General features: G+C 75.2%; 16 protein-coding genes. 11 read left to right on the top strand and 5 right to left on the bottom strand.

Translation table 11 applies throughout. The annotated features are described in order from the left end of the window. Positions 1 to 39: 39 nt before the first annotated feature. Together ACTWO6_RS09035 and ACTWO6_RS09040 are read right to left on the bottom strand one after the other, a co-directional pair. Positions 40 to 729, bottom strand: coding sequence for a potassium channel family protein (locus tag ACTWO6_RS09035; RefSeq protein ID WP_446219193.1), 690 nt, complete (start codon positions 727 to 729; stop codon positions 40 to 42). A 2-nt stretch (positions 730 to 731) separates the two neighbouring features. After that, on the bottom strand, positions 732 to 1,397 hold the full coding sequence (locus ACTWO6_RS09040) for a potassium channel family protein (RefSeq protein WP_446219194.1): 666 nt from the start codon (positions 1,395 to 1,397) through the stop codon (positions 732 to 734). Between the two features lie 159 nt (positions 1,398 to 1,556). Here ACTWO6_RS09040 and ACTWO6_RS09045 point away from each other — a divergent pair, with 159 nt between their 5' ends. From ACTWO6_RS09045 to dxs, 4 genes are read left to right on the top strand one after another with little or no spacing between them, the layout of a single operon-like run. Continuing rightward, on the top strand, positions 1,557 to 3,623 hold the full coding sequence (locus ACTWO6_RS09045) for an APC family permease (RefSeq protein ID WP_446219195.1): 2,067 nt from the start codon (positions 1,557 to 1,559) through the stop codon (positions 3,621 to 3,623). Further along, positions 3,620 to 4,867: a class I SAM-dependent RNA methyltransferase gene (locus ACTWO6_RS09050; RefSeq protein ID WP_446219196.1), complete on the top strand. Its 1,248-nt coding sequence runs from the start codon at positions 3,620 to 3,622 to the stop codon at positions 4,865 to 4,867. Before ACTWO6_RS09045 ends, ACTWO6_RS09050 begins: the two co-directional genes overlap by 4 nt. A gap of 21 nt (positions 4,868 to 4,888) precedes the next feature. Continuing rightward, positions 4,889 to 5,125: a hypothetical protein gene (locus ACTWO6_RS09055; protein WP_446219197.1), complete on the top strand. Its 237-nt coding sequence runs from the start codon at positions 4,889 to 4,891 to the stop codon at positions 5,123 to 5,125. Beyond that, a complete protein-coding gene (dxs, locus tag ACTWO6_RS09060) occupies positions 5,115 to 7,061 on the top strand; it encodes a 1-deoxy-D-xylulose-5-phosphate synthase (protein WP_446219198.1) in 1,947 nt (648 codons plus the stop codon). The genes ACTWO6_RS09055 and dxs overlap by 11 nt, the downstream gene beginning before the upstream one ends. Positions 7,062 to 7,113: 52 nt before the next feature. Here dxs and ACTWO6_RS09065 read toward each other — a convergent pair whose 3' ends face one another. Next, entirely contained in the window at positions 7,114 to 8,307 is a 1,194-nt protein-coding gene (locus ACTWO6_RS09065; RefSeq protein ID WP_446219199.1) for a hypothetical protein, read from the bottom strand. A 159-nt stretch (positions 8,308 to 8,466) separates the two neighbouring features. Between ACTWO6_RS09065 and ACTWO6_RS09070 the strand changes: the two genes are divergently transcribed. Beyond that, positions 8,467 to 10,329 (top strand): hypothetical protein, encoded by a 1,863-nt coding sequence (locus ACTWO6_RS09070; protein WP_446219200.1) that lies wholly within the window; start codon positions 8,467 to 8,469, stop codon positions 10,327 to 10,329. Then, positions 10,287 to 12,101: a hypothetical protein gene (locus ACTWO6_RS09075; RefSeq protein WP_446219201.1), complete on the top strand. Its 1,815-nt coding sequence runs from the start codon at positions 10,287 to 10,289 to the stop codon at positions 12,099 to 12,101. Before ACTWO6_RS09070 ends, ACTWO6_RS09075 begins: the two co-directional genes overlap by 43 nt. Before the next feature lie 7 nt (positions 12,102 to 12,108). Here ACTWO6_RS09075 and ACTWO6_RS09080 read toward each other — a convergent pair whose 3' ends face one another. Next, complete coding sequence (locus ACTWO6_RS09080; RefSeq protein WP_446220603.1) at positions 12,109 to 14,001, bottom strand: hypothetical protein; 1,893 nt, start codon at positions 13,999 to 14,001, stop codon at positions 12,109 to 12,111. 100 nt (positions 14,002 to 14,101) lie between these two features. Between ACTWO6_RS09080 and ACTWO6_RS09085 the strand changes: the two genes are divergently transcribed. Together ACTWO6_RS09085 and ACTWO6_RS09090 are read left to right on the top strand one after the other, a co-directional pair. Further along, on the top strand, positions 14,102 to 15,388 hold the full coding sequence (locus ACTWO6_RS09085; protein WP_446219202.1) for an outer membrane protein assembly factor BamB family protein: 1,287 nt from the start codon (positions 14,102 to 14,104) through the stop codon (positions 15,386 to 15,388). Further along, complete coding sequence (locus ACTWO6_RS09090; RefSeq protein ID WP_446219203.1) at positions 15,373 to 16,662, top strand: outer membrane protein assembly factor BamB family protein; 1,290 nt, start codon at positions 15,373 to 15,375, stop codon at positions 16,660 to 16,662. The genes ACTWO6_RS09085 and ACTWO6_RS09090 overlap by 16 nt, the downstream gene beginning before the upstream one ends. 8 nt (positions 16,663 to 16,670) lie before the next feature. Here the strand turns inward: ACTWO6_RS09090 and ACTWO6_RS09095 are convergent, their stop codons facing one another. Continuing rightward, complete coding sequence (locus ACTWO6_RS09095; protein WP_446219204.1) at positions 16,671 to 17,861, bottom strand: C39 family peptidase; 1,191 nt, start codon at positions 17,859 to 17,861, stop codon at positions 16,671 to 16,673. Between the two features lie 160 nt (positions 17,862 to 18,021). Between ACTWO6_RS09095 and ACTWO6_RS09100 the strand changes: the two genes are divergently transcribed. The 3 genes from ACTWO6_RS09100 to ACTWO6_RS09110 all read left to right on the top strand — a co-directional run bounded on the left by ACTWO6_RS09100 (position 18,022) and on the right by ACTWO6_RS09110 (position 22,736). After that, positions 18,022 to 18,690 carry a response regulator transcription factor gene (locus ACTWO6_RS09100; protein ID WP_446219205.1) on the top strand — a complete coding sequence of 223 codons (669 nt, stop codon included), beginning with the start codon at positions 18,022 to 18,024 and terminating at the stop codon, positions 18,688 to 18,690. Between the two features lie 35 nt (positions 18,691 to 18,725). Then, a complete protein-coding gene (locus ACTWO6_RS09105) occupies positions 18,726 to 19,886 on the top strand; it encodes a sensor histidine kinase (protein ID WP_446219206.1) in 1,161 nt (386 codons plus the stop codon). 309 nt (positions 19,887 to 20,195) lie between these two features. Continuing rightward, positions 20,196 to 22,736 (top strand): malectin domain-containing carbohydrate-binding protein, encoded by a 2,541-nt coding sequence (locus ACTWO6_RS09110; protein WP_446219207.1) that lies wholly within the window; start codon positions 20,196 to 20,198, stop codon positions 22,734 to 22,736. The last annotated feature ends 94 nt before the right edge of the window (positions 22,737 to 22,830 follow it).

Raw genomic sequence — 22,830 nt, forward strand, 5'->3', positions numbered from 1 at the left:
GGCCGCCCCGGGGCGGCCGGCGGTGACCCCGGTCGGGCCTCAGCCCTTGCCGCGGGTGCGCTCGACGCTGTCCGGGCCGAGGATCACCGCACGGACCTCGTCCTCCACCTGGGCGGTGCAGACGAAGACCAGCTCGTCGCCGGCCTCGATCGGGTCGTCCGGGCTCGGCACCAGCACCCGCTTGCCGCGCAAAATCGCCACCAGGGCGGCGTCCCGGGGCAGCGGCACCGCGTGGATCGGCTGGCCGACGTACGGCGCGGTGGGCGGCAGGGTGATCTCGACCAGGTTCGCCTCGCCCTGCCGGAAGGTCATCAGCCGGACCAGGTCGCCGACGGTGACCGCCTCCTCGACCAGGGCCGCCATCACCCGCGGCTTGCTCACCGCGACGTCGACGCCCCACTGGTCGGTGAAGAGCCACTCGTTCTCGGCGCGGTTGACCCGGGCGACCACCCGGGGTACCGCGAACTCGGTCTTGGCCAGCAGCGAGACCACCAGGTTGACCTTGTCGTCCCCGGTGGCGGCGACCACCACGTCGCAGCCGGCGACGTTGGCCTCCTCCAGGCTGGCCAGCTCGCAGGCGTCGGCGAGCACCCAGTCGGCGGCCGGCACCCGGTCCGGGCGGAGCATCTTGGGCTGCCGCTCGATCAGCATCACCTGGTGGCCGTTGTCGATCAGCTCCTGGGCGATCGACCGGCCGACGTTGCCGGCGCCGGCGATGGCGATGCGCATGCTCAGTGCCCTCCTTCCGGCGGCGTCGCCGCCACCGACGTGACCGAACCCATGAGGTCGTCGGTCACCAGCATGAAGACCTGGTCCCCCTCCTGCACCACGGTGGAGGCGGTCGGCAGCATGCCGATCCCGAAGCGGATCAGGTACGCCACCCGGGCCCCGGCGGACTCCTCCAGCTGCCGCAGCGGCCGGCCGATCCAGTCCTTGTGCACCGGCACCTCGACGATCGACACCGTGCTGGTCGGGTCCCGGAAGATCTCGACGTTCCCCTCGGGGACCAGGTGCCGCAGCATCCGGTCGGCGGTCCACCGGACGGTGGCCACGGTGGGGATGCCGAGCCGCTCGTAGACCTGGGCGCGGCGCTGGTCGTAGATGCGGGCGGCGACCCGGGAGACGCCGAAGGTCTCCCGCGCCAGCCGGGCCGAGATGATGTTGGAGTTGTCGCCGCTGGAGACGGCCGCGAAGGCGTCCGCCCGCTCGATGCCGGCCTGGCGCAGCACCTCACCGTCGAAGCCGGCGCCGGTGACGGTGATGCCGGCGAAGTCGGGGCCGAGGCGGCGGAACGCGTCCGCGTCCTGGTCGATCACCGCCACCGAGTGCCCCCGGGACTCCAGGCTGTGGGCGAGGGTCGACCCGACCCGGCCGCAGCCCATGATCACGACATGCACGGTGTCCGCTCCTCCCACGGTGCTCCCCGGTGGGCCCGTCGTCTGCGAGCCTGCCACGTCCCCGCCCCGCACGGGGGACCGACCGTACCGCGCGGGCGCGGGCGAGGTTGATCAGGCACCCCCGACGGCCGGCGCGGGTTGGTCGTACCCTTAGCGCTTGTGGCCAGTCCCACCTCGCTGCTGAAGCGACTCCTCGTCGGTCGACCGTTCCGGTCCGACCGGCTCCAGCACACCCTCCTGCCCAAGCGCATCGCGCTGCCGGTCTTCGCCTCCGACGCCCTCTCCAGCGTCGCGTACGCGCCGGACGAGATCCTGCTGACGCTCTCCATCGCCGGTGCGTCGGCGTTCCTGTTCTCGCCGTGGATCGCGCTCGCGGTCGTCGTGGTGATGCTCACCGTGGTGGCGAGCTACCGGCAGAACGTGCACGCCTACCCGTCGGGCGGCGGCGACTACGAGGTGGCGACGGTCAACCTCGGCCCGCGCGCGGGGCTGGCGGTGGGCAGCGCGCTGCTGGTCGACTACGTGCTCACGGTCGCGGTGTCGGTCTCCTCGGGCGTGGCCAACCTCGGCTCGGTGGTGCCGTTCGTGGGCACCCACAAGGTGATGATCGCGGTCCTCGCGGTGGTGGTGCTGACCGCGATCAACCTGCGCGGGCTGCGCGAGTCGGGGACCGCCTTCGCGATCCCCACCTACGGTTTCATCATCGTGATGGTGGGGATGATCCTCACCGGGCTGGTTCGGGTCTTCGTGCTCGGCGACGACCTGCGCGCCCCCAGCGCCGACCTGGTGATCCGCCCGGAGCACAGCGTGGCCGGCTTCGCGCTGGTCTTCCTGCTGCTGCGGACCTTCTCCTCCGGCTGCGCCGCGCTCACCGGTGTCGAGGCCATCTCCAACGGTGTGCCCGCGTTCAAGGCGCCGAAGAGCCGCAACGCGGCGACCACCCTGCTGCTGCTCGGCACCATCGCGGTGAGCATGCTGGTCGGCATCATCTGGCTGTCCCGGCTCACCGGCCTCCAGTTCGTCGAGGACCCGTCGCAGATCGTCTCCGGGCCCGACGGGTACGTGCAGAAGACCGTCACCACCCAGCTCGGCGAGACGGTCTTCGGTTCCGGTTCGGCGCTGCTCTTCGTCGTCGCCGGGATGACCGCGCTGATCCTCTTCCTGGCCGCCAACACCGCGTTCAACGGCTTCCCGGTGCTCGGCTCGATCCTGGCCCAGGACCGCTACCTGCCCCGGCAGTTCCACACCCGGGGCGACCGGCTGGCCTTCTCCAACGGCATCGTCTTCCTCGCCCTCTTCGCGATCGTGCTGATCATCGGGTTCCAGGCCGAGGTCACCCGGCTGATCCAGCTCTACATCGTGGGCGTCTTCGTCTCGTTCACGCTCTCCCAGGCCGGCATGATCCGGCACTGGAACCGGCACCTGCGGACCGAGCGGGACCCGGAGGCGCGCGGCCGCATGATCCGCTCCCGGGCGATCAACGGGTTCGGCATGGCGATGACCGGCATCGTGCTGGTCATCGTGCTGATCACCAAGTTCCTGCTGGGCGCCTGGATCGCGATCGCCGCGATGGCGGTGATCTACCTGCTGATGCTCGCCATCCGCCGGCACTACGACCGGGTCGCCACCGAGCTGGAGCCGACCGAGGCGCGGGGCGTGCTGCCCGCCCGCAACCACGCCATCGTGCTGGTCAGCAAGCTGCACCAGCCGACCCTGCGGGCCATCGCGTACGCCCGGGCGACCCGGCCGGACACGATCACCGCGGTCACCGTGAACGTGGACGAGAAGGACACCCGCCAGCTCCAGGAGGAGTGGGAGCGGCGGGAGCTGCCGGTCCCGCTGACCGTGGTCGACTCGCCGTACCGGGAGATCACCCGGCCGATCCTCAACTTCGTGGCCTCCACCCGCCGGGAGTCGCCGCGCGACGTGGTCACCGTCTTCATCCCCGAGTACGTGGTCGGCCGCTGGTGGGAGAACCTGCTGCACAACCAGAGCGCGCTGCGGCTCAAGGGGCGGCTGCTCTTCGAGCCGGGCGTGATGGTGACCAGCGTGCCGTGGCAGCTGGCCTCGACCGCCAGCAAGAACCTGGACCGGCTGGACGCCACGCTCACCCGTGGCCCGGCGCGCGGGCCCCGGGTCGCCCCGCGCAGCACCCTGCCGCCGACCGTCCCGCCGGTGGTCTCCGCGCCATCCGGCGAGAGCGGCCGGGCCGGGGAGCGCCCGTGACCGCCGATGAGGCCGCCGGCGCGCGGCGAGGGCTGGAGGAGGCCGAGCGGGTCGAGCTGACCGTGGACGCGGTCGCCCCCGGCGGGCACTGCGTGGCCCGGCTCGACGGCCAGGTGGTCTTCGTCCGGCACGCGCTCCCCGGCGAGCGGGTGGTGGCCGAGGTGACCGAGGTGCACCGGGGCTTCGCCCGGGCCGACGCGGTGGAGATCCTGGAGGCCTCCCCGGACCGGGTCGAGCCGCCCTGCCCGTACGCGAAGCCGGGCCGCTGCGGCGGCTGCGACCTGCAGCACGTGGCGCCCGGGGCGCAGCTGGACTGGAAGACCGCCGTGGTGCGCGAGCAGCTCACCCGGCTGGGCGGGCTGACCGACGCCGAGGTCGACGCGCTCGGCGTCCGGGTCGAGGCGCTGCCCGGCGGGCTGCTGGGCTGGCGCTCCCGGGTCCGGTACGCGGTCGACGGCGCCGGCCGGGCCGGGCTGCTCAAGCACCGCTCGCACGAGGTGGTGCCGATCGACCGCTGCCTGATCGCCCACCCGGCGATCCAGGAGCTGCCGGTGCTCACCCCCAGCGGGGCCCGCTGGCCGGACGCGGACGCGGTCGAGACGGTCGCCTCCACCGGCGGCGACGTCAGCGTGGTGGCGCTGGCCGAGGGGGTCCCCACGCCGGTCAGCGGACCGGCGGTGGTGCGCGAGGTGGCCGCCGGGCGGGACTGGCGGCTGCCCGCGTCCGGCTTCTGGCAGGTCCACCCGGCCGCGGCGGACACCCTGGTCGGGGCGGTCCTCGACCTGCTCGACCCGCGCCCCGGGGAGACCGCCTGGGACCTGTACGGCGGTGCCGGGCTCTTCGCCGCGGCCCTGGCCGGCCGGGTCGGCGACGCCCGGGTCACCCTGGTCGAGTCCTCCGCGCAAGGGGTGGCCGCAGCCCGGGAGAACCTGGCCGACCTGCCCCGGGTGGAGGCGGTGGCGGCCCGGGTGGAGACCGCGCTGTCCCGCCGCCGGGTCACCGGCCCGGTCGACGTGGTGGTGCTCGACCCGCCGCGCTCCGGCGCGGGCGCCCAGGTGGTGCGGGACGTGGTGGCCGCCCGCCCGCGCGCGGTGGCGTACGTCGCCTGCGACCCGGCCGCCTTCGCCCGGGACGTGCGCACCTTCACCGGCCTGGGCTGGCGGCTGGCCGCGCTGCGCGGCTTCGACCTGTTCCCGATGACCCAGCACGTCGAGCTGGTCGGGCTCCTCCTGCCGCCGGGCTGAGCCGACGCCGCCGGTCCACGCGTGGCGCGCCGCCGGGTCACCGAGGTGGTCGCCGCCGGCGGCGGGGTGCGCAATCCCACACTCCGCGGCCGGCTCGCCGCGCTCGGCGCCGGCCGCTGGCGGCTGCGCACCACCGACGATCATGGGCTGACGCCGAGCACCGCGCTGAGCAGGGCATACCCGCCCCGACCTGCGGTGATCTCGGGCCGAGCTGCGGGCTGTCGGCTGGCCGATAGACTCTTCCGTCATGAGTGTTGAAGAGGGCACGGCCAACCACGGTCGGCTGCTGGGCGCCGTCCGCGGCCCGCAGGACGTGAAGCGGATGACCGCCGAGCAGCTGGACATCCTCGCCGCCGAGATCCGTGACTTCCTGATCGCCAAGGTCTCCCGTACCGGCGGGCACGTCGGTCCGAACCTGGGCGTGGTGGAGCTGACCCTGGCGATGCACCGGGTCTTCGACTCCCCGCGGGACCGGCTCCTGTTCGACACCGGCCACCAGGCCTACGTGCACAAGATCCTCACCGGCCGGCAGGACGGTTTCGACAAGCTCCGCCAGCGCGGCGGCCTCTCCGGCTACCCGAGCCAGGCGGAGAGCGAGCACGACCTGATCGAGAACTCGCACGCCTCCACCGCGCTGTCCTACGCCGACGGGCTGGCCAAGGCGTACGCGCTGCGGGGCGAGCCGCGCAGCGTGGTCGCCGTGGTCGGCGACGGCGCGCTCACCGGCGGCATGTGCTGGGAGGCGCTGAACAACATCGCCACCGCCGGCAACCCCCTCGTCATCGTGGTCAACGACAACGGCCGGTCGTACTCCCCGACCATCGGCGGCCTCGCCGACCACCTCTCCTCGCTGCGGCTCAACCCCGGCTACGAGAAGGTGCTCGACACCGTCAAGGACGCCCTCGGCTCCACCCCGCTCGTCGGCAAGCCGATGTACGAGGTGCTGCACGCGGTCAAGAAGGGCATCAAGGACGCGGTCGCGCCGCAGGCCATGTTCGAGGACCTCGGCATCAAGTACGTCGGCCCGGTCGACGGGCACGACATCGCCGCGGTCGAGTCGTCGCTGCGCGCCGCGAAGAACTTCGGCGGCCCGGTGATCGTGCACGCGGTGACCCGCAAGGGCTACGGCTACCGCCCGGCCGAGGAGGACGAGGCGGACTGCCTGCACGGCCCGGGCGCGTTCGACGCGGAGACCGGCAAGCTGCTCGCCGTCCCGTCGGTGAAGTGGACCAACGTCTTCGCCGACGAGCTGGTCGCGATCGCCGACGAGCGGCCCGACGTGGTGGGCATCACCGCCGCCATGGCCGAGCCGACCGGCATCGCCACCCTGGCCCGCAAGTACCCGCACCGGGTCTACGACGTCGGCATCGCCGAGCAGCACGCCGCCACCTCGGCGGCCGGCCTGGCGATGGGCGGCCTGCACCCGGTGGTGGCGGTCTACGCCACCTTCCTCAACCGGGCCTTCGACCAGGTCCTGCTGGACGTGGCGATGCACAAGCTGCCGGTGACCTTCGTGCTGGACCGCGCCGGCATCACCGGCCCGGACGGGCCGAGCCACTACGGCATCTGGGACATGTCCGTCTTCGGCGTGGTGCCCGGCCTGCGGATCGCCGCCCCGCGGGACGCCGGCAGCCTCCGCGAGGAGCTGCGCGAGGCGATCGCCGTCGACGACGGCCCGACCATCCTGCGCTTCCCGACCGGCACGGTCGCCGCCGACCTGCCGGCCGTCCGCCGGGTCGGCACCGTCGACGTGCTCGCCGAGTCGGCCCGCACCGACGTGCTGCTGGTCGCCGTCGGCTCCTTCGCCGGGCTGGGCATGGAGGTGGCCGCCCGGGTCGCCGAGCAGGGCTACGGGGTGACCGTGGTCGACCCGCGCTGGGTCCGCCCGGTCCCGGCCGAGCTGGTCGAGCTGGCCGCCGGCCACCGGCTCGTGGTCACCGTCGAGGACGGCGTCCGGGTCGGCGGCGTCGGCGACGCCCTCGCCCAGGCGATGCGGGACGCCGACGTCCGGGTGCCGCTGCGCGACCTGGGCGTGCCGGCCGACTGGCACCCGCACGGCACCCGCGCGCAGATCCTCGCCGACCTCCGCCTGACCGCGCAGGACGTGGCCCGGGACGTCACCGGCTGGATCTCCCGCCTCGACGCCCAGCCCGTCGAGGACGTCCAGCGCGACGAGGCCGGCGCCAAGAACTGACGCAGCACGACGAACGGGCGGCCCGCGCACTCGGGCCGCCCGTTCGCTGCGGTCAGCGGCCCCCGACGGACCGGTACCAGGTCTTCTCGGTGCCGGCCAGGCTGAACGTCTGCTTCGCCGCCGGCTGCGGCGCCACCACCAGCCCCGGCCGGTCCACCAGCCGGGACGTGCCCGGCGGCGCCGCGAACGAGGCGTCCCGGCTGGCCCGCCAGCTCAGCACCGCCAGCGGCTGCCCCGGCATCGGCAGCAGGTACGCCTGGAGGGTGGTGGCGCGGTCGGCGGGGGAGACCACCGGGGTCCCGCCGTCGGCCGGGCGGTAGACCACCGCGGTCATCGTGCCGGTGGCGCTCTCCCAGCTCAGCTGCTCCAGGTCGGCCGGCTTGCCGCCGCCGAGGGCGACCTCGCCCAGGGTGCGGACGGCGAGCTTCGCCATCGGCCAGGACTCCGGCGCCGAGCGGGGGGCGTCCCGGTCGCCGATCCGGCGCGGGACGCTGCCGAACGGGCCCCGCTCGCCGGCGAGCACGCACGTGTCCAGCCCGGTCAGCGCCCGCCGGCCCGAGCCGCTCTCGTCGCGGACCAGCGGGTACCGCGGGTCGGCGGTGGCCGTACCGAGGTCGAGCAGGCGGTCCGCGGCCCGGCCGCGCGGCAGCGACCGGGTGGGCCGCAGGGTCGCGGTCAGCTCCACCGCCCGGCAGGGCGGCACGGCGACCGGCGCGGTGATCCCGTCGGCGGTGGGCAGCGCCCGCCCGTCCGGGCCGAGCAGCCGCTCCACCCGGGCGGAGGTCAGGTAGCGCCGGCCCTGCGGGAGCTGCACCGGCAGCAGGTCGGAGTAGACCAGGTAGCCGGGGTCGGTGTACTCGGTGGCGTGGCGGACCGTCCACCGCTCGCCGTCCCGGGTGAGCTGCAGCAGCCAGGACGCGCTCTCGCCGGGCACGTCCGCGGCGACCAGGGCCAGCGGCGTTCCGTCCACCTGGCCGGAGAAGAGGATGCCCGACGAGGGCAGGTGCGCCCGGTCGTCGACCGGCGAACGCCAGTCGCGCACCGCCGCGGTGACCGCCGCCGTCGCGGCGGCGTCACCGGCCAGGCTGCCGCGCGCCGGCCAGACCGCCAGCGACCCGTCCAGGCTGTCGTAGCCGACCGGCAGCGTCGTCGCCCGGCGGTCGGCGACCGGGCCGCACGCGGTCCCGGTCAGCAGCAGCGCCAGCAGTGTGGTGGCCGTCGTGCCGCGCCGGCGGACTGAAGCCACCTGTACGCCCCCGATCGCGTCGCCGGTCGTGTTTTCGAAGCCACATGGTACGAGATGTCCGATCGCCGGACCGCGCCCGCCTCGCCTCCGGCACGGGCCACTGCGGACCGTGCGACGCGTTTCGTGCCGTTTCCCCCGCTCCGGTAGACTCCGCCGACTGTGACGCCTGCCGAGACCCGTGTCGACTCCCCAGCGGATGCCGACGCCCCGACCGGCTCCCCGCAAGTCACCGACGCCGACCGGGTCACCGGCGCCGACCGCCCGGCCGCCCGGCGTCGCCGGCGGTGGACGCCCCGGCGGCAGGACCTCGCGGTGCACGGCGTCTTCCTCCTCGCCGCGGTCTGGGTGACCAGCCGGATCTGGGCCGACCCGGCCGGCCGGGTCGCCCCGCTCTACAGCAGCGACCCCGCGCAGGTGCAGTTCTTCCTCGCCCACTCGGTCCGGGTGGTGCTGCACGGCGAGTTCCCGTTCTACACCGACCAGTTCAACTACCCCGACGGGGTCAACCTGATGGCGAACACCGCCATCCTGGCGCTCGGCATCCCGATGGTGCCGGTGACCCTCCTCTTCGGACCGGCCGTCTCCTTCGTGACGCTGGTGACGCTCGGCCTCGCCGGCACCGCCGCCGCCTGGTACCACGTGCTCTCCCGGCACGTCGTGCGGACCCGGCTGGCCGCCGCGGTGGCCGGCTGGTTCTGCGGGTTCTCGCCGGCGATGCTCTCGCACGCCAGCTGGCATCCCAACATCATCTCGCAGTTCCTGCTGCCGTTCATCGTCTGGCGGGTGCTGGTGCTGGCCCGCGCCACCCGACCGGTCCGCGACGGCGCGCTGCTCGCCCTGCTGGTCACCGTGCAGGCGTTCATCAACGAGGAGATCCTGCTCTTCACCGCGCTGGCCTGCGGCGTCTTCCTGCTCGCCGTGCTCGCCCAGCGTCGGGAGCTCTGGTCGGCCGCGTGGCGCCCGCTCGGCGTCGGGCTGGCCGTCTGCGCGATGCTGGCCGGGGCGCTGCTGGCGTACCCGCTCTGGGTGCAGTTCGCCGGGCCGATGGCGTACCACGGGCTCAGCGACACGGTCCGCGACTACGGCAACGACATCGCCGCGTTCTTCGCCCCCGGCTCGCCCACCCTCGGCGGCAACGAGCGGGCCAACGTCAACCTCGCCCCGAACTACTCGGAGGAGAACGCCTTCTTCGGCTGGAGCCTCTCACTGCTCGCCGTCGGCATCGTGGCCTGGCTGCGGCGCGAGATCGTGGTCCGGGCGCTCGCGGCGACCGGGCTGTTCTTCGCGGTGCTCTCCCTCGGTGAGCGGGTCTCCTGGTGGGACCGGGACCTCGTCACCGGCCCGTGGGAGCTGCTGGTCCGGCTGCCGCTGCTCGACGCGGTGGTGCCCACCCGGTTCGGCCTGATCACCACCGTGGTGATCGGGGTGCTGCTGGCCCTGGCGGTCGAGCGGGCCTCGTCGCTGCGGACGGCCGAGCGGCGGACCGTCCGGACCCTGACCGTCGCCGGCCTGGTCCTCGCGCTGCTGCCGATCGCGCCGATGCCGTTGCAGGCCACCACCCGCCCCGCGGTGCCCCGGTTCATCACCGCCGACCGCTGGCGCGACTACGTCGGCCCGGACCAGACCCTCGTGTCGGTGCCCGTGACCAGCATGGGCAACACCAACGCGATGCGCTGGGCCGCCAGCACCAACCTGGACTTCAAGATCCCCGGTGGCTACTTCCTCGCCCCACGCAACGGCGTGACCGGCGACCCGGGCCGGTTCGGCGGGCGGCCGAGCGGCATCGGCGACCTGCTCGCGGAGGTGGCCACCACCGGCCGTACGCCGAAGCTCGACGACCGGCAGCGCCGCCGCTGCCTGGACGAGCTGCGGCACTGGCGGGCGGCCGTCGTGGTGCTGCCGCTGGACCAGCAGAACGCCGAGCCGCTGCGGCGTACCGTCGAGCAGCTCGTCGGCCCCGGCCGGCAGGAGCTGGACGTGTGGTTGTGGGACGTCCGGACACTGACCGGCCGGTCGGCCTGACCACCGCCCCGCCGGCCGCCGTCCCGCCCGACGGCGCCCCGGCGGACCGGCCCCGCCGCCGCGTGCCGCGCCGCGTCGACGTGCTGGTCGTCGCCGGCTACCTCGGGCTGGCCGTGCTGCTCACCGGCGGGCAGTGGGGCCGCCCGGAGCGGCTCTTCCACCAGGCCGGCGACCAGATGCTCTTCGAGTGGATGCTGTCCCGGGCCGCGCGGGCGGTGGCCGGCGCGGAGAACCCGCTGCACAGCACCGCCCTGAACGCCCCGGACGGGGTCAACCTGATGGCCAACACCTCGGTGCTCGGGCTGGGCGTGCCGCTGACCCCGGTGACCCTGCTCTTCGGCTCCCAGACGGCCTTCCTGGTGGCCGTGGTCTGCTGCCTGGCCGGCAGCGCCACCGCCTGGTACGCCCTGCTGGCCCGCCGACTGGTCCGGTCCCGGGTCGCCGCGGCGGTGGGCGGGCTCTTCTGCGGCTTCGCCCCCGGGATGGTCTCGCAGGCCGGGGCGCACCTGCACATGGCCGCCCAGTTCCTGGTCCCGGTGATCCTCGGGCTGGTGTTCCGGCCCGCCGCCGACCGGGTACGGCGGGACGGGGTGCTGCTCGGGCTGGCCGTGGTGTACCAGGTCTTCCTCGGCGAGGAGGTGCTGGTCTTCCTCGCCCTCGCCGCCGGGGTGCTCGCCGGGGCGTACGCGCTGGCCGACCCGGCGGCCGCGCGCCGGCGGGCGCCCGCGCTGCTCGGCCGGCTCGGCGTCGGCGCGCTGGTGGCCGGGGTGCTGCTGGCCTACCCGCTGTGGTTCCAGTTCCGCGGCCCCGGCAACTACGCCGGGATGCCCTTCTTCGCGGCGGGCTTCCGCCTCGACGCGGCCTCGTTCACCGCCGCCGCCCGGCAGACCGTCGCCGGGGACGCCCACTCGGCGGGGCTGCTGTCGCCGAACCCGACCGAGGAGAACTCCTTCTTCGGTCCGGCGCTGCCGCTGCTCGCCGTGCTGGTGGTGGTCCGGCTGTGGCGGCGGCCCCTGGTCCGCGCGCTGGCCGGCTGCGGCCTGCTCTTCGCCCTGCTCTCCCTCGGCACCGGGATCCGGGTCGCCCACCACGAGACCGGGCTGCCCGGGCCGTACCGGCTGGTCAGCGGGGTGCCGCTGCTCGACCTGGTGGTGCCCGCCCGGTTCGCGCTGGTCTGCGTGCCGGTGCTGGGGGTGCTGCTCGCCCTGGCCCTCGACCGGGCGTACGACCACGGCGTCGGGCGGGCGCGGCGGCTGCTCTGGACCGGAGCGGTGGCCGCCGCGCTGCTGCCGCTCGCCCCGACGCCGATCCGTACCGTGCCCGCCGGGCCGGTACCGCAGTTCGTGGCCGACGGCGGCTGGCGGGCGTACGTGCCGCCCGGGATGACGCTGGTGCCGGTGCTCCCGGTGACCGGGGCGGCGGTCAGCCCGGCCACGTTCTGGTCGGCCCGGACCGGGCTGGCCTTCGACGCGCCCGGCGGCTTCTTCATCGGCCCGACGGACGCGGCCGACCCGACCGCGCACTGGGGCGCGCCGGACACCCCGACCTCGCTGCTGCTGCGCCGGGCCGCGGAGAGCGGCCAGGTGCCGCCGGTCGGCGACGCGGACCGGCGCCAGGCCGTCGAGGACCTGCGCCACTGGCGGGCCGCCGTCCTGGTGCAGGCCGGCTCGTCGCCCGCCGACCCGGTCCGCGTGACGCTGGACGCCCTCGTCGGCCCCGGCCGGGACGTGCCCGGCGCCCACCTCTGGGACGTCCGCGCCCTCACCAGCTGACCCTGGGTCAGGGCAGCAGCGGACGGACGTCCCAGAGCCAGACGTCGTCGACCCGCTGCGGCGGGCCGAGCAGGGCGGTCATCAGCTCCCGGAGCACCGCCTCGCGCGGGCCGGCGCCGAGCACCACCACCGAGGCCTTCCAGAAGCGCAGGTCCTCGACCGCCTGGCGACGGTTCTCCCCGGTGAGCGGCGGCACCCTGCCGGCGTCCATGGTGGCGTAGATCAGGGTGCTGGTCGGCCGGTTCGGCGCGCCGAAGACCCCCTCACCCTGCTCGTTCGGGCCGATGAAGTAGCCGCCGGGGATCGGGAACTGCTGCCCGGTCAGCGCGCTCCAGCGCAGCGTGGGCAGGCCGTGCACGTTGCTCGGGATGGGCACCGGCACCAGCGTCCGGCCGGTCGGGACGTACGGGCGCCAGCCGCCCGCCGTGATGAAGTGCGGCGGCGGGTCGACCTGCTGCGCGGGCAGCGGCCGGGGGACCAGGGGCAGCAGGGCGAGCGTCAGCGCGGCGTACCCGACCGGGCGCAGCCAGCGGCGCGGCGACCCGGCGGCCGGCGGCGCCGGCTCGGCGGTCCCCTCCGCGCCGGTCCGCTCGGCGGCCGGGACGGAGCGCGGCGCCGGGACCGGCGGGCGGCCGCCGCCGGCGAGGGCGTCCCAGGCGAGCGCCAGCAGCACCCCGACCGCGGCGGCCACCACCAGCGAGAGCCGGGTCGGCATCATCATCTCGACCAGCGGCAGGTCGTCCGGGACGTACGCCCAGGGGCCGTCGATCGCGGTCTCCACCCCGTCGAACCGCACCTTCGGGCCGATCGCCGCGACGGTGAAGACCACCACCAGCACGGCGAGGATCCGGGCGGCGAGCGAGCGGCGGACCAGCAGCACCAGAGCGACCAGCGCGACCAGCACCAGCGGCCAGCCGAACCAGGTGTTCTGCTCGGTCAGCCCGATCGTCTTCTCCACCGCCTCGTCGCCGGCGACGGTGTCCCGGGCGAAGGTGACGAACGCGGCGAGGTCCTCGCCCCAGCTGTGGAAGACGCCGCCCTGCAGGCCCCGGTAGGACTGCGGCCCGTTGAACTGGAACCAGATCGGGTACGCGGTCAGCAGCAGGGCGACCCCGGCGCCGACGCCGCCGGCGGCGAGGAACGCGCCGGCCCGCGCCCAGGCCGCCCGCGGTCGCTGCGCCACGTACGCCGCCACCACCACGAGGCAGGCCAGCGCGGTGAGCAGCAGCATCTCCTCGTTGATGAAGATCTGGTATGCGACCAGCACGCCGAGCGCGATGCCGTTGCGCCACCACCGGCCCGGCTCGCCGAGGCGCAGCACGCGCACCACGATCAGGGGGAGCAGGAAGTTGGAGACGAAGTTCGGCTGCCCGTTGGCGTGGTGCACGATGCCGGGCGCGAAGCCGAGGAACGCGCCGCCGACGAAGGCCGCGCCCCGGGACCGGACCAGGTGCCGGGAGAGCATCCAGTACGACGTGCCGGCCGTCGCGGCGAGCGCCCCGCCCAGGTAGAGCGCGTACGTCACCTGCGGGCCGAGGAGCAGGGTGAGCGGCGCCAGCGGCAGGGTGACCCCGAGCAGCGAGGTGTTCGCCATCATGTTCACGCCGTCGGGCGCGTTCTGCCGGGCGGTGAAGAGCGGGTTCTCCAGGTGCCGTAGGGAGTAGGCGCCGTGCGCGAAGAGCCACTCGAACCAGCTGTGGTCGGTCGGCAGGTGCGACGACACGCGGTGCTGGACGTCCCCCCAGTAGTTGAGGCAGACGAGAACGCCGAGCAACGCATAGGCTCCGATGGCCAGCACGTCGGTGCGGGCCGGTCGGCGTCGCGGCCGGCGCGGCGGGTCGGCCACGACGGGCTCAACCGCGACGGACGCGGAGTTCAACGAGGGGTCTACCACCGGCACGGCCACGACGGGCCATCGTACAGGCGGCGCGGCGTCGCCCCGGCCGGGCCGGTGCGTCCCGGCGGTGCCGCCCGGCGGACGGGCGGGGGAGGGGGTGGCCGTGACCGTCATCGATCTGGGTGAGCTCCGCGACGACCCGGCGCCGGCACCGTCGACCCGGCGGCCCCGACCCGCCGCGCGGCCGTACCGGACCCTCGCGGTGCTGGCGGTCGCCCTGCTCACGCTCGCCGGCGGCGTTCCGGCGGCCGGCCGTCCGGCCGCCGCCGTGCCGGCCCGCCCCGGCGCGGCGGCCTTCCTCGTCGGCGACCGCCTCTACCTGGTCGAGCCGCCCGACCTGGACCGGAACGAGGGGCGGCAGCTGGTCGCGTACCGGATTCCGGCCGACGGTCCGCCCGCCCTGCTGTGGCGCAGCTCGCTACCGGTGGGCATTGGCGACAACGTCGGGCTGCTGAACCGGGCCGGATCGGTGCTGCTCACCGGGCCGGTGGGCGGCGCCGACGACGCGTACGGGACGTTCACCGTCGACGCCCGCACCGGACGGCTCGGCTGGCAACAGCCCGGCGTCGCGGTCGAGGCGGGGGACGCTGTGCTCATCCAGACCCAAGGGGCGGAGGGGCAGGGCACGATCCGCCGGGTCGACGTGCCGTCCGGGCGGGCACTGTGGTCGCTGCGTACGCCGCCGGGCGGCGTCGACCTGCGCTACGGCCCGGCCGGGGCCGACCGGGTCGTGCTGGCACCGGCCTCCGGCGAGGTCGAGGTGCGCGACGCCGTCTCCGGCGCCCGGCTGGTCACCCGCGACATCCGCCCCGGTGAGCTGCCCAGCTGGCAGCGGACAGCGGTGATCGACGACCTGTTGCTGGTGATCCGGGACAACGGCGCCACGGTCACCGGTTACGGCCTGGACCGCCTGGACCGGCGCTGGACGACCCGGCTCTCCCTGGTCGGCGACCTGAGCCCCTGCGGCGCCCTGCTCTGCGCCTACCAGCAGGTCGGCGGGATGTGGGTGCTCGACCCGGCGACCGGCGCCATCCGGTGGCACGACGAGCACTGGCAGGCGGTGCTGCGCGAGACGGCCGGCCGGTTCCTGGTGATCGCGGCCGACCCGGCCGGCGCCTCCCGGTACGCGGTGGTCGAGGCGGCGACCGGTCACCTGCTGGCCGACCTGGGCAGCTGGGAGCTGGCGAACTGGGCCGATCCGGACGTCCCGCTGATCGGCACCCGGTGGGGCCGGGACGGTCGGCTGGTGGTGGCCGAGCTCGATCCCGTGGCCGCGCGGGCCCGGGTGATCGGCGCGCTGCCCGGCCTGCTCGGCGACTGCCGGGTCGGCGCGGGCGTGCTCGTCTGCCGGCGGGCCGACGGCGGGTTCGGGCTGTGGCGGCTGCCGTGACCCCGGTGATCGAGCTGGGCGAGCTGCGGCACGGCGACGAGGTCGAGCCGCCGCCCGACCCGCGCCGGGCGCCCAGCCGGTCGGTACGCGTCGCGGCGCTCTGCGCCGCGCTGCTCACCCTGGCCGGCTCGGCGGTGCACCCCGGCCGGGAGCCGTCGGTGGTGGTTCCCGCCCCACAGGGCGCCGTTTTCCTGGTGCTCGCCGATCGGCTGGTGGTCGCCGACGGGCCGGGCACGGTGGGCCGGGCGGGCCAGCTGGTGACCGGGCACCGGCTGCCCGACGGGGAGCCGCTGTGGCGGTTCGTCCTCCCCACCGGCGACCACGCGCTCGGTCTCACCACGATGGCCGGCGCGGTGCTGGTGATCAGCAGCCCCGCCGGGGCCGGCGACCCCGCCTCCACCGCGCTGGACCCGGAGACCGGGGCGGTGCGCTGGCGGCAGCCCGGCTACCCGGTCCGGACGGAGTCCGACGGCGTGCTCTTCGAGACGCCCCGGGCGGACGGGACGGGCACCGTCCGGTCGGTCGACCCGGTGTCGGGCCGGTCGAGGTGGTCGCTGCCGCTGCCCGGCAACGGGCTCGCGTACGAGGTCGGCGACCGGGGCGTGACGCGGGTGGTGCTGGTCACCGCCGCCGGCCGGGTGGAGGTCCACGACGCCGGCTCGGGGGCGCTGCTGCGCGCCGGGCGGGTGCCGCCGGCCGCGGACGGGGTGTCGTACCGGTTCACCCAGGTCGTCGGCGACCTGCTGCTGCTCGACGGGGCGCCGGGCACGGTCACCGCGTACGGCCTGGACCGGCTGGACCGGCGCTGGAGCATGCCGGTCGGCTCGTCGGCCGCGGCCTGGTTCGCCGACTGCGCGGAGGTGATCTGCCTGCGCGACCGGGGTCCCGGGCTGCGGGCCGTCGACCCGGCGACCGGGCGGCTGCTCTGGACGGATGACCGCTGGCTGGGGATCGGCCCGGTCGACGGCCGGCTCCTCGCCAGCGCCCCGGACGTCGGACTGGAGATGGAGCTGTCGGTGGTCGATCCGCGGACCGGCGGGGCGCTCGCCCGGCTGGGGCGCTGGCGGCTGGGCGGTGGCGACGCACGCCCGCTGCTGGGGCTGCGCCGGCTCGGCGATGACCGGACCCTCGTCGCTGAGCTGGACGTCCCGGCCGGGCAGGCCCGGTTCCGGGCCGTGCTGCCGGGCTCGTGGGACGACTGCGCCGCCACGGCCGCCGCCCTGGTCTGCCTGCGGCCCTCCGGCGGCCTGGTGGTCTGGCGGGAGCGCCGCTGATCAGCGGCTCACCAGTTGGCCTGCGCGGGGGCGGGCGGCAGCGGCACCGACGCCGGCCGGATCACGTACGCCAGGCCGCCGCTGCCGCGCAGCCAGGCGGCCTGGAACCGGTCCCGCGCGACGGTCCGGCGGACCTCGTCGTCGTCGGCGGCGTACGGGTCGTTGAGCACCGGGTCGCCGTCGGCGGTGAAGCCGACCAGCACGATCAGGTGGCCCTTGGTGTCGTAGTCCAGCCCGGGCACCTCCCCGGCGCGGAAGGCGGCCGACACGACCAGCGGGATGCCGGCCGCGACGAACTCCTCCGCCTCGGCGAGCGACCGCAGCCGGGTGACGAACGCGTCCACCCCGTGCCGCCCCGCGTACGCGGTGTTGAACGGCCAGTTGCCCGCGCCCGCGTAGGCGTGGTCGTAGCAGCTCCGCGCCGCGTGCACGACCACCGGCCGGGGGCCGGGCGGCGTCACCCAGGCGTACCGGTCGGGGGTGGGGCCGGCGCCCCAGAAGTCCAGCACCATCGAGACGCAGGTGGGGCTGCACCAGGAGTCCCCGCCGCCGCCCCAGCGGGTCTCCCCGCCGCCGTGCAGCCGCTGCGCGTACCGGGGCACGTCGAGCACCCGCCCCCGGGCGGCGCCGCCGGCCGCGGTGGCGGCCGGCGGATCGGGCGCGTCCCGCTCCTCGGCCGAGGCCACCGCCCCGACGGTACGCAGCACCGGACCGGCCGCGGCGCCGGTGCGGCGGAACAGGGTGACCCGCGCCTGCCAGCCCGTCGTGGACCGCCGGGCGCAGAGCGTGTCGACCGCGACCCGGGCGTCGTCGCCGCGCTGGCCCGGCACCGAGCTGCGGTGGATCGTCGCGTCGTCGCCGGCCCACCGGCCCAGCACGTACCAGTCGGTGGACGGTTCGCCCCCGTCCCAGCCGCGCAGCTCGACCTGGAGCCAGCCGCCCTCCGGGGTGTCCCCGGTCCAGGACGGGACGATCTCGTCGGCGGCGAAGCCGGTCCACACCACCGGGGAGGTCCAGGTCGCCCGGTCGTACCGGGCGGTGCGGCCGGTGTGCGGGTCGGCGTGGTCGAGCTGCCCGACCGGCGCGCCGATCGCCAGGCCGCCCGGGACGGCGACCATCCCCTCGGCGGCGCCCAGGTCGAGGTCGGCCGGCAGGCGGAAGCCGCGGTACGCGATGTTCCGCCCAGGCGTTCCGGTCATGGCAGCTCCGTCCGCTCGTCGCCGGCCGCCGCGCCCCGGGCGGGTGGCGGCGGGTGCCGGGAAGCATCGCGTACCTGAAGAATTTCTGCAACGACGGCGAGGGACGCTGGTTTGGTGGCCGGCACTAGGTTGTCGGGAGGTCACGAGGCAGGAGGCCGGGATGCGGGTACTGGTGGTGGAGGACGAGCGCAACCTCGCCGACGCGATCGCGCGGGGGCTGCGCAAGCGCGGCATGGCGGTGGACGTCGCGTACGACGGCGGCACCGGCCACGAGGCCGCCTTCGTCACCCGGTACGACGTGGTGATCCTCGACCGGGACCTGCCCGGCGTGCACGGCGACCGGATCTGCGCGGACCTGGCCGCCTCCGGCACGCTGACCCGGGTGTTGATGCTCACCGCCAGCGGAACCGTGGCCGACAAGGTCGAGGGGTTGCAGCTCGGGGCCGACGACTACCTGCCCAAGCCGTTCGCCTTCGACGAACTGGTCGCCCGGGTGCAGGCGCTCGGCCGGCGGGCCACCCCGGCCGCCCCGCCGGTGCTGGAGGTCGCCGACCTGGTGCTCGACCCGGCCCGCCGGGTGGTCACCCGGGGCGGCGAGCCGGTCGACCTGACCAACAAGGAGTTCGGCGTCCTCGCCGAGCTGCTCAAGGCCCGCGGCGCGGTGGTCTCCAGCGAGGAGCTGCTGGAACGGGTCTGGGACGCGAACACCGACCCGTTCACCACGATCGTCCGGGTCACCGTGATGACGCTGCGCAGGAAGCTCGGCGACCCGCCGCTGATCGAGACGGTGGTGGGCGCCGGCTACCGGACGGCCGAGGTGTCGGCTTGAGCGCGAGGAGTGAGCCGGGCTGGCGAGGTGGCGCCGTGACCCGCCGGTTGCGGGTGCGCCCCACCCTGCGGCTGCGGCTCACCCTCCTCAACGGGGTGCTGCTGGTCGGCGCCGGCGCGATCCTGGTGCTGCTCGCCTGGCTGCTGGTCCGCGCCGCGCTGCGCCCGACCGACGAGCTGCTGCCCGGGACCACGGTGGTGCTCGCCGACGGCCGCACTATCGACGCCGGGCAGTGGCAGCGGGAGCTGGTCGACGCCGCGTCGCGGGAGTTGCTGATCAAGGGCCTGGTGGCGCTGCTGGCGATCAGCGTGGTCGGGGTCGCCGGGGCGTGGGCGGTGGCTGGCCGGGCGCTGCGCCCGCTGCACCAGGTCACCGCGACCGCCCAGCGCCTCGGCGAGGCCACCCTCGACCAGCGGATCGGCTGGTCCGGGGCGGACGACGAGGTGGCCGAGCTGGCCAAGACGTTCGACGCGATGCTGGACCGGATCGCCGCCGCGTTCGAGGCGCAGAAACGCTTCGTCGCCAACGCCTCGCACGAGCTGCGTACCCCGCTCGCGGTGATGCGGACCGAGATCGACGTGACGCTCAGCGACGACGAGGCGGACATCGCCGAGTACCGCCGGATGGCGACCGTGGTGCGGGACGCCTCGGAGCGGGCCAACGGCCTGGTCGACGCCCTGCTGGTGCTGGCCCGCAGCGAGGCCCAGACCGGCCGCCGGCTGGGCCGCCGCGCCGAGTGCGACCTCGCCGTCGGCACCGCCAACGCGCTCTCCGCGGTCGCGCGCGAGGTGGAACGGATCGGGCTGCGGGTGCAGACCTCGCTGCGCCCGGCGCCGGTGGTCGGCGACCCGGGGCTGCTCGACCGCCTCGCCGGCAACCTGATCGAGAACGCGGTCCGCTACAACCACCTGCACGGCCGGATCTGGGTGCGTACCGGCAGCGACGGGCAGCGATCGTGGCTGGTGGTGGGGAACACCGGCTTCGAGGTCGCCCAGGCCGACGTGCCGGGGCTGTTCGAGCCGTTCCGGCGCGGCGGCCAGGAGCGGACCGGGGCGCGCGGCTCCGGCCTCGGGCTCTCCATCGTCCGCGCGGTCTGCGACGCGCACGGCGGCGCGGTGGCGGTGGTCGCCCAGCCGGGCGGCGGCCTGGAGGTGACGGTCACCCTGCCGTCGGCCGACGTCCCCGGCCCGAGCTGACCGGGCCTCCGTTCGGCGTCGGCGGGACCGGCGGACGGCGCGGCGGTCCCCGCCGAACCACCATCCACAGTCACCTTTTCGTGCCGGCGGTCCGGCTGTCCCGTCCGGCCTCCTCGGGTGGTCGGGCGGGCGCGCCCGAGGGTCGGATGGAAAACGCGGCGGGCGCTGGACGGCGGGGAACCGGTGCCGCAGGGTGGGCGGTGCACCTTGCCCCACCCGGCCGTACCCCGGCGGCCGGACGGGTGCCTCACCCCCCGCCGCGCCGGGAGTCCGCCGGTCCTGTCCGCGCATGCACAACCGGAGCTGCCAGTGACTCATCCCTCGACCCTGACCCGCCGGGTCCTCGCGGCGCTCGCCGCGGTCGCCCTCACCGCCGCCGGCCTCACCGCCGCCGGCCCGGCCACCGCCGCGCCCGACCACACCACGCTGGTGAAGGAGGCCCCCTCGACCGCCTCGCCGGACATCATGGACGGCACCGTCCACGCCATCTACGACGCCGGTACGAAGATCATCGCCGCCGGCACGTTCACCCGGGCGCAGAATCGCGGCTCCGACGTGGACATCGCCCGCAACTACGTCCTCGCCTTCGACAAGGCCACCGGTGCGGTGGACGCCGCCTTCGCCCCGACCGTCGACAACGAGGTCTACGCGGTGGTCGCCGGGCCCACCGCCGGCACCGTCTTCATCGCCGGCAAGTTCAACACCGTCAACGGGGTCACCCGGCGCAAGGTGGCCCTGCTCAACGTCGCCACCGGCGCGGTGGTCACCAGCTTCGCCGGCCCGGCCTTCAACGGGCTGGTCAACGACGTCGCCCTGGTCGGTGGCCGGCTCCTGGTCGGCGGCATCTTCACCACCGCCGGCAACACCAACCCGCGCGGCGGGCTCGCCTCGCTCAACCCCAGCACCGGCGCGGTGGACGGCTACCTGACCACCACGCTCACCGAGCACCACAACTACGACGGGGTCAGCGGTGCCAGCGCCGGGGTGGGCGCGAGCAAGCTCACCGTCTCCCCCGACGGCCGGCAGCTCGTGGTGATCGGCAACTTCAAGAAGGCCGACGGGGTGGTCCACGACCAGATCGTCAAGCTCGACCTCGGCGCCACCGCGGCCACCGTCGCCGACTGGAACACCAGCCGGTACACCCCGCGCTGCGCCTGGTGGGCGTTCGACTCGTACCTGCGGGACGTGGCGTACGCCCCGGACAGCAGCTATTTCGTGGTGGTGACCACCGGCGCCCCGAACGCCGGCACCCTCTGCGACGCCGCCGCCCGCTGGGAGGCCGGCGCGACCGGCACCGAACTACAGCCCACCTGGGCGGACTACTCCGGCGGGGACACCTTCCTGTCGGTGGGGATCAGCGAGCAGGCGGTCTACGTCGGCGGCCACTTCCGCTGGCTGAACAACAGCTTCGGCGGCGACTCGGCGCAGGCCGGCGCGGTGGGCCGGCCCAGCATCGCCGCGCTGGACCCGCTCAGCGGCCTGCCGCTGTCCTGGAACCCGGGCCGGCACCCGCGCGGCGTCGGCGCGACGGAGATGCTGGTGACGCCGAGCGGCGTCTGGGTCGGCTCCGACACTTCCTGGATCGGCAACTTCCAGTACCGGCGGGAGCGGATCGCGTTCTTCCCGCTGACCGGCGGGGCCGCCCCGCACCCGACCAGCACGGCGAGCCTGCCCGGCAAGGTCTACCGGGCCGGCGTCCCGGCGCCGACGAACGTGCTCTACCGGGTGAACGCCGGTGGGCCGCTGGTCGGCTCGGCCGACAGCGGGCCGGACTGGGCGGCCGACGACTCCGGCAACCCGAGCCCGTACCACAACGCCGGCAGCAGCACCGCCGGGTTCGCGGCGGTGGGCAGCGTCGACGCCACCGTACCGGCCGGCACCCCGGCGGCCCTCTACAGCGACGAGCGCTGGGACTCCGGCGGTGACCCGGAGATGCGCTGGCAGTTCCCCGTGCCGGCCGGCACCGAGATTCAGGTCCGGCTCTACCTGGCCAACCGGTACGACGGCACCTCGGCCCCCGGCTCCCGGGTGTTCGACGTCTCCCTGGACGGCACCCTCGTCCTCGACGACCTGGACCTCTCCGGCGCCGTCGGGCACAACGTCGGCACCATGCGCTCCTTCACCGTCGTCAGCGACGGCTCGGTCGACATCGACTTCGGGCACGTGGTGGAGAACCCGCTCGTCGACGGCATCGAGATCGTCAAGACGGGGGCGCCGCCGGCGGGCACCGGCGACGAGGTCGAGGTCCGCCCGTACGACGGGGTGACCACGGTCGGCGCGACCAGCCCGGTGGCCAACCCGGACGGCACCGCCTGGTCCACCGCCCGGGGCGGCTTCTGGGTGGGCGGCACGTTCTTCTACGGCATGAACGGCGCGCTGTGGCGGCGTACCTTCGACGGCGCCACCTTCGGCACGCCGGCGCTGGTCGACCCGTACCACGACGCGTACTGGGACGCGGTGGAAACCGACTCCGGCCCGGCCGGCCAGACGTACGTCGGGGTGACCACCAACTTCTACGCCGAGATCCCGAACGTGAGCGGGATGTTCTACACCGCCGGCCGGCTCTACTACACCCTCGTCGGGCAGGGCGGCCTCTACTGGCGCTGGTTCAGCCCGGACAGCGGGGCGGTGGGCGCGGAGAAGTTCACCGTCGCGGGGGTGACCGGTCTCGCCGACGCGGGCGGGGTCTTCCTCTCCGGGAGCACCTTCTACCAGGTCAACCGGAGCACCGGTGAGCTCGCCTCGACGGACTGGGCCGGTGGCGTGCCGACCGGGTCGTTCACCGTGCGGAGCGGTCCGGCCGTGGACGGCGCCGACTGGCGGGCGAAGGCCGTGTTCGTCGCCCCGTGACCCGTACCGCCGGATGACACCGGCCCGGTCCCGTCACGGGGCCGGGTCGGCGTCGGAACGGGGTTGTGCCCCCGGCCCGGGCGGTGACATGATC

Source organism: Micromonospora sp. IBHARD004, assembly GCF_052814115.1.

Excerpts from the sequence above, each read along its gene's own strand:
- ACTWO6_RS09100 (WP_446219205.1), top strand. The coding sequence starts at position 18,022 with ATGCGGGTACTGGTGGTGGAGGACGAGCGCAACCTCGCCGACGCGATC.
- dxs (WP_446219198.1), top strand. The coding sequence starts at position 5,115 with ATGAGTGTTGAAGAGGGCACGGCCAACCACGGTCGGCTGCTGGGCGCC.
- ACTWO6_RS09035 (WP_446219193.1), bottom strand. The coding sequence starts at position 729 with ATGCGCATCGCCATCGCCGGCGCCGGCAACGTCGGCCGGTCGATCGCC.
- ACTWO6_RS09095 (WP_446219204.1), bottom strand. The coding sequence starts at position 17,861 with ATGACCGGAACGCCTGGGCGGAACATCGCGTACCGCGGCTTCCGCCTG.